The sequence below is a fragment of the Actinoplanes couchii genome (assembly GCF_016862075.1).
Classification (GTDB): domain Bacteria; phylum Actinomycetota; class Actinomycetes; order Mycobacteriales; family Micromonosporaceae; genus Actinoplanes; species Actinoplanes couchii.
In genome coordinates this window covers 39019-45451 of sequence record NZ_BOMG01000088.1, presented here as the reverse complement: position 1 = coordinate 45451, position 6433 = coordinate 39019, and the positions used below count along the sequence as shown (strand labels likewise).

General features: G+C 71.8%; 5 protein-coding genes. 1 reads left to right on the top strand and 4 read right to left on the bottom strand.

The window, feature by feature from the left end:
• Window positions 1–45: 45 nt before the first annotated feature.
• The 3 genes from Aco03nite_RS35385 to Aco03nite_RS35375 all read right to left on the bottom strand — a co-directional run bounded on the left by Aco03nite_RS35385 (window position 46) and on the right by Aco03nite_RS35375 (window position 4377).
• Complete coding sequence (locus Aco03nite_RS35385; protein WP_239145712.1) at window positions 46–1938, bottom strand: MinD/ParA family ATP-binding protein; 1893 nt, start codon at window positions 1936–1938, stop codon at window positions 46–48.
• A gap of 197 nt (window positions 1939–2135) precedes the next feature.
• Complete coding sequence (locus Aco03nite_RS35380) at window positions 2136–3083, bottom strand: diacylglycerol kinase family protein (protein WP_203803625.1); 948 nt, start codon at window positions 3081–3083, stop codon at window positions 2136–2138.
• 1 nt (window position 3084) lies between these two features.
• The gene (locus Aco03nite_RS35375) at window positions 3085–4377 is read right to left on the bottom strand and encodes an adenylosuccinate synthase (protein ID WP_203803623.1); all 1293 of its coding nucleotides are present in this window, start codon (window positions 4375–4377) and stop codon (window positions 3085–3087) included.
• Window positions 4378–4469: 92 nt separating this feature from the next.
• Between Aco03nite_RS35375 and purD the strand changes: the two genes are divergently transcribed.
• Window positions 4470–5711: a phosphoribosylamine--glycine ligase gene (purD, locus tag Aco03nite_RS35370; protein WP_203803621.1), complete on the top strand. Its 1242-nt coding sequence runs from the start codon at window positions 4470–4472 to the stop codon at window positions 5709–5711.
• 186 nt (window positions 5712–5897) lie between these two features.
• On the opposite strand, the gene Aco03nite_RS35365 is transcribed toward purD, so the two are convergent.
• A complete protein-coding gene (locus Aco03nite_RS35365) occupies window positions 5898–6359 on the bottom strand; it encodes an SCP2 sterol-binding domain-containing protein (RefSeq protein ID WP_203803618.1) in 462 nt (153 codons plus the stop codon).
• Window positions 6360–6433: the final 74 nt, after the last annotated feature.

The window sequence follows — 6433 nt, the reverse complement described above, 5'->3', positions numbered from 1 at the left end:
GGCACACCCCGGCCAGCGGTGAAAGCCGGCGCACCCCGGCTGGCGTCAGAGGCCGGAGGCCACCGCCGCGGCGATCTTCAGCCAGGCGTCCTTCGTCGGTGGCGACAGCTCGCCGTAGCGGATCGGCTCACCCGAGTCGATCAGGCGCTCGTACGGGGCCACCAGCACCGCCCGGGTCCGGGCCGCGAAGTGCTGCTGGATCCACTGCAGGTCGATGTCCTTGCGGGTCGGCGGCATCGTGACGATGGTCACCGCCTGGCGCACCAGCCGTCGCCGGCCGCCCTGTTCCAGGTGGTCCAGCATGCGGGCCGCGGTCTCGGCCGAGTCGTTACGGGCCGACATCGTGATCACCAGCTGGTCGGTGGCGTCCATCGACGCCTGCCAGTTCTCCGCGCGGACGTTGTTACCGGTGTCCACGAAGATCAGCTTGTAGAACCGGCTGACCACGTCCCGGATCTCGGCGAACGAGTTCGCGGTCAGCATCTCACCGGCGGTCGCCGACTCGTCCGACGCGAGCACGTCGAACATGCCCTCGCCCTGCGCCCGGACGTACTGCGACAGGTCGCCGACCCGCCCCTGCGCACCCTGGAAGAGATGCAGGTCACGCATCATGTCGCGGACCGTGCGGGCGTGGAAGTCCTGCTGCGCCCGCATGCCCAGGGTGCCCTGGGTCTCGTTGTTGTCCCAGGCCAGCACGTAACCGCCGCGCTTCTGCCCGAACGTCATCGCGAGCAGCAGCACCGCCACCGTCTTGCCGGCGCCGCCCTTGGGGTTGACGACCGTCACCTGACGCAGCCCGCCGAAGTTGCGGCGGACCATCTCGACGTCCTGCTTGTACTCCATCTCGTACTGCCCGGGAGCCATCTTGAGCAGGCCGAACGTCGCGTTCTGCAGCATCGCCCGAGCACCCATCGTGGCACTCTGCTGAGCCGGCCGGGCCAGCCGCCGTTTCGCGAACTCCTCCGCGGTCGGCGTGTTGTCGGCGAGCCAGTTCAGCTCCTGAAAGGGGTCCTCCGCGGCCGGTGGCTGACCGCCCAGCGCCTGTGCCGGGTCGACCGGGGGCTGTTGGTGCTCACCCGGCGCCGAGTACAGCGGGGTGGTGTGCACCGGCATGGCCGCGTTCTCCAGGGGGCCGTTCCAGGGCTGCTGCGGCGGGATGTGGTGGTGCGGTTGGTGCCCCTGGTGCGCGCCCTGCTGCGGTGGGACCGGCGCGGCACTTCCCCGGTGCGGGGTCTCCGGCGCGCGTTGCGGCGGTCCGGGCTGCGGCGGCGCTTGCTGCGGTACGACCGGAGCAGGGTGCTGCCCCACCGGGCGGGTACTCGGCCCCGCCTCCGGACGATGCGGCTGCACCGGCCCGGCATCGGGCTGAGCGGGCGCGGTCGTCGGCTCGGGCCGAGGGGCAGGCCGGTACAGCGCGTCGTCATAGTGCGGCGCCGGCGCAGGCGGCATCGGGGTGGCCGCATGCGGCGTGGGCGGCACCGGGGTGGCCGCATGCGGCGCGGGTGAGACCGGTGTGGTGGCATGCGGCGCGGGTGAGACCGGTGTGGTGGCATGCGGCGCGGGCGAGACCGGGGTGGCCGCATGCGGCGCGGGCGAGACCGGCATGTTCGCGTGTGGTGCCGGTGAGACGTGTGGCGCTGGTGAGACGTGTGGCGCCGGTGAGACCGGCGTGGAGGCGCGCAGCGCGGGTGACACCGGCGCCGGGGCGGGCGGCGGCACCGGCTCCTGCCGGATCGGCTCCTGCCGGGCGGGCTGCCGGTGCACCTGACCGTGCTGGATCGGCGGCGCGGCCTCCGGCTGTCGCGGCGGCTGCCCCCACCCGGGCGGCACGGCCAGCGAGGGGTCCGGCCCGGCCGAATCGGGAGACGTCCGCTGGGCCGGAACGTGCGGCTCGGCGCCGTCGGCCGGCCGGAACACTCCCGGCTCGACCTGGACCATCCCGACCGGTGGTGTCCGCTCGGTCACCGGCACGGCGCGGCCGTGCACCGGCGTCTCGGGCTCGTCGGCCCAGAACGGTTCCACGTCTCGGGGTGCCGACTCGGCGCCGTGAGTGCGGTCGGCGTGCTCGTCCGCCACGGATGAGACCTCCGGTATCACAAAAATCCTGCTTAACCCGTCCAAGAGTGGCACGGGATTCAGCCCGCGTACACCGCCCAGGCACCGGCCTCGGTCCACCAGGATCGCTTGCGGCTGGTGGATCCCGCCACCCCGTCGTCGAGGAACTGCAGCTCACCCTCGCGGGGGAGCACCGAGACCGCGCGGCCGCGGGCTCGGCGTACCTCGACCCGGACCTTGGTGCCTTTGAACCGCTGTTTGATCACGGTCGGGACCGCGACCGAGACCTCGACCCGCCCGTCGGTGGGGTCGCCGTCGGCGAGCAACCGCAGGCCGTCGAACTCGGCGTACCCACCGGCGTTGCCGATCACACAGGCCAGCACCGGCTCCTCGCCGTCGGTCAGCACGGTGTCGTCGACCTCGACCCGGCCGCGCCACGGCACCGCCCGGCCGTCCTCGCCGGAACCGCCGAGCAGCGCGCCGTCCAGGGTCACCGAACCGCCGTCGTTGCGCAGCAGGTCCAGACGCCGGACTGTGCCGTTCATCACGGCGGCGGCGACCGCGCGCGGGGTCCGGGGCAGGCCGAGCTGGGCCGCCAGGTCCTCGGTGTTGCCGAGGTCGAGCGGCAGGATCGCCACCGGGGGCAGGTCCGGCACGGTCCGGGTGCGGTCCAGGTCGGCGGGGCGCTTGCTGGGCGGTGGGGCGTACCGCCGGACCAGCCGGCGCATCACCGCGCGCAGCTGGCCGTCGGTGGCGGTGGCCACCACCAGCCGCAGTTTCGTGTCCGGATCGGGCCAGGTCAGACCGTCCGGCCGGCCCGGGCCGTCGAAACGGGCCAGGACCGCGTCGATCTCCTGGTCCGACCCGGCCAGCACGGTCTCCACCCGGGCGCCGGCTTCGCGGAGCGCGTCCGCGCAGGCCAGCACGGGGGTGCGGGGGGTGGCACAGGCGGACTGGCAACCACCGCAGCCGTCGCCGCAGCCGTCACCGGATCCCTCGGCCAGACTCAGGAGAACGACGTCGTACATCTCAGACGCCGCCGAGTACCGAGTGCCGCTCGATGACCGCTTCGCGGCCCGGGCCGACGCCGACGATGGAGATCCGGGCGCCCAGACGGGCCTCCACGAACTCCACGAAGTCCTGCGCCTGCTGGGGCAGGTCCTCGAACTTGCGGCAGCCGGAGATGTCCTGTTTCCAGCCGGGCAGCGTCTCGTAGACCGGGGTGGCGTGGTGGAAGTCGGTCTGGTTGACCGGCATCTCGTCGTGTCGGACGCCGTTGACCTCGTACGCCACGCAGACCGGGATCTCGTCCAGGCCGTCGTAGTTGTCGAGCTTGGTCATGGCGAAGTCGGTGACGCCGTTGATCCGCTGCGCGTAGCGGCCGATCACCAGGTCCAGCCAGCCGATCCGGCGCGGGCGGCCGGTGGTGGTGCCGTACTCGTGGCCGACCTCGCGCAGGTAGTCACCGAACTTGTCGTGCAGCTCGGTCGGGAACGGGCCCTCACCGACGCGGGTGGTGAACGCCTTGAGCACGGCGACCACCCGGTCGATCCGGGTCGGCGGGATGCCGGAGCCGGTGCAGGCACCGCCGGCCGTCGCGTTCGAGCTGGTCACGAACGGGTAGGTGCCGTGGTCCACGTCGAGCAGGGTGGCCTGGCCGGCCTCGCAGAGCACCACCTTGCCGTCGTCGATCGCGTTCGACAGCTCCAGGGCGGTGTCGGCCACGTAGGGCCGGAGCCGGTCGACGTAGGAGAGCAGCTCCTGCACGACCTCCTCGCCCTTGACCGCGCTGCGGTTGTAGATCTTCGACAGGATCTGGTTCTTGTGGGCCAGCGCCGCGGTGACCTTCTGCCGCAGGATCGACTCGTCGAAGAGGTCCTGGACCCGGATGCCGATCCGGTTCATCTTGTCGGCGTAGGTCGGGCCGATGCCCCGGCCGGTGGTGCCGATCCGCCGGGCGCCGAGGAACCGCTCGCTGACCTTGTCGAGCGTGCGGTTGTACGAGGCGATCACGTGCGCGTTGGCGCTGATCCGCAGGCGGGACGTGTCGATGCCGCGGGCCTCGAGACCGTCGATCTCCTGGAACAGCACGTTCAGGTCGACGACGACACCGTTGCCGATCACCGGTACGACCCCCGGGGAGAGGATCCCGCTCGGGAGGAGGTGGAGCGCGTACTTCTCTCCGTCGATGACGACGGTGTGACCCGCGTTGTTGCCACCGTTGAACTTGACCACGTAGTCCAGACGGTCGCCCAGCAGGTCCGTCGCCTTGCCCTTGCCCTCGTCGCCCCACTGGGCGCCGACCAACACGATCACCGGCACTTTTAGATATGCCTTTCCCCAAGGTCGTACCGCGGAGGACCCCGGGTACTGCCGAAGTTTACGCGACGCCACCGCAGGTAGGATGGGCCGTCGTGCGCGTACTTCTGATCGGCTCCGGCGGGCGTGAACACGCGCTCGCTGTCGGACTAGCCGCCGACCCGTCCGTCGACTTCCTGGCCGCCGCGCCGGGCAACCCGGGCATCGCCCAGCACGCCGAGCTGCACGAGGTGAAGGCTGTCGATCCGGCAGCGGTCGCCGCGCTCGCCGTGGAACTCAACGCCGACCTGGTCGTGATCGGTCCCGAGGCGCCCCTGGTCGCCGGGGTCGCCGACGCGGTCCGGGCCGAGGGCATCGCCTGTTTCGGGCCGTCCGCCGCCGCCGCGCGGCTGGAGGGTTCGAAGGCGTTCGCCAACGAGGTGATGGCCGCCGCCGGGGTGCCGACCGCCCGCTCGTTCACCTGCGAGGACATGGACTCGGTGCGGGCCGCCCTCACCGAGCTGGGCGCGCCCTACGTGGTGAAGAACGACGGCCTGGCCGCGGGCAAGGGCGTGGTCGTGACTGACGACCTGGACGAGGCCCTGATCCACGCCGAGGCGTGCGGCAAGGTCGTCATCGAGGAGTTCCTGCCCGGTCCCGAGGTCTCGCTCTTCGTGGTCACCGACGGCACCGCGGTCGCCCCGCTGATGCCGGCCCAGGACTTCAAGCGGCTGCTGGACGGCGACGAGGGGCCGAACACCGGTGGCATGGGCGCGTACGCCCCGCTGGACTGGGCGCCGGACGACCTCACCGAGCGGGTGCTCCGGGAGACGGTCGAGCCGACCCTGGCCGAGATGCGCGAGCGGGGTACGCCGTTCGCCGGTCTGCTCTACGTCGGGCTCGCGCTCACCCCGGCCGGCCCGAAGGTGATCGAGTTCAACGCGCGGTTCGGTGACCCGGAGACCCAGGTGGTCCTGGCCCTGCTGGAGACGCCGCTGGCCGGGCTGCTGCACGCCGCCGCGGCCGGCACCCTGGCCGCCCACGAGCCGCTGCGCTGGAAGTCCGGCTCGGCGGTCACCGTGGTGGTGGCCAGCCACAACTATCCGGGTACGCCGCGGACCGGTGACGTCATCGAGGGCGCCGAGCGGCCCGGTGTCATCCACGCCGGCACCGCCCGGAACGCTGCCGGCGACCTGGTCTCGGCCGGTGGCCGGGTGCTGAGCGTGACGGCCACCGGCGCCGACCTGGCCGGTGCCCGGACGGCCGCCTACGCCCTGGCCGAGGGGGTCCGCCTGGAGGGCGCCCAGTACCGGACGGACATCGCGCTGCGTGCGGTGCGGGGCGAGATCACGATCTGAGGTAGCCGTTGACCACCGCATCCGGCCCGGCGGTCGCGGGTCGGCCTGGCCGACCGCCCGCCTCGCGTGGACCGGACGGGACGGGCCGCTGCGGTCGTGGTGCCGCGCGGCGTATCAGAAACGGGGTAGGGGTCCGGGCGCACGACGCGCCCGGACCCCTTTCGCCTGCCTGGACCAGCGGATTCGTCAGCCCTTGGGGATGTCGAACAGCTTCGGGATGCTGGTGGCGAGCATGACGTCGCCCTTGGCCTTGATCTTGCCGGTCATGAAGAGCGTGACCGGGTTGCCGGTGCCCGAGACGATCTTGAGGAAGGTCAGCCCGTCCATCGTCATGGCCAGTTTCGGCTCGCGGGCCGGGGTGCTGGTGACGGTGCAGGTCTGGTTCTCGATCATCGTCTCGTAGGTGTCGCTCGCGCCGCCGGGGCCGCCGGGGCCGCCGGTGATGATCCAGTGGATGACCGTGGCGGTGTCGCCGGCCCGCTCCGCGCGGAACATGCCGGGCATCCGGTGGAAGATCTCGTCGAGGATCTTGACCCGCCGCTCCGACGCCATCACCTCGGTGATCTTCGCGTCCGAGGTGGACTTGACGAGCTGGGCGAACTCCTTCGGGCCGATCGACGCGAGCGACTCGGGGCTGAAATCGGTCATCAATGGTCCTCTCGGAAATTACTGGCCGGTAATGATTGCAGAGAATGCCGCCTGACCGTGCAGTTTGCCACTCC

Coding starts and splice junctions, on each gene's coding strand:
- Aco03nite_RS35380 (WP_203803625.1), bottom strand. CDS start 3,083: ATGTACGACGTCGTTCTCCTGAGTCTGGCCGAGGGATCCGGTGACGGC.
- Aco03nite_RS35385 (WP_239145712.1), bottom strand. CDS start 1,938: ATGGTCCAGGTCGAGCCGGGAGTGTTCCGGCCGGCCGACGGCGCCGAG.
- Aco03nite_RS35365 (WP_203803618.1), bottom strand. CDS start 6,359: ATGACCGATTTCAGCCCCGAGTCGCTCGCGTCGATCGGCCCGAAGGAG.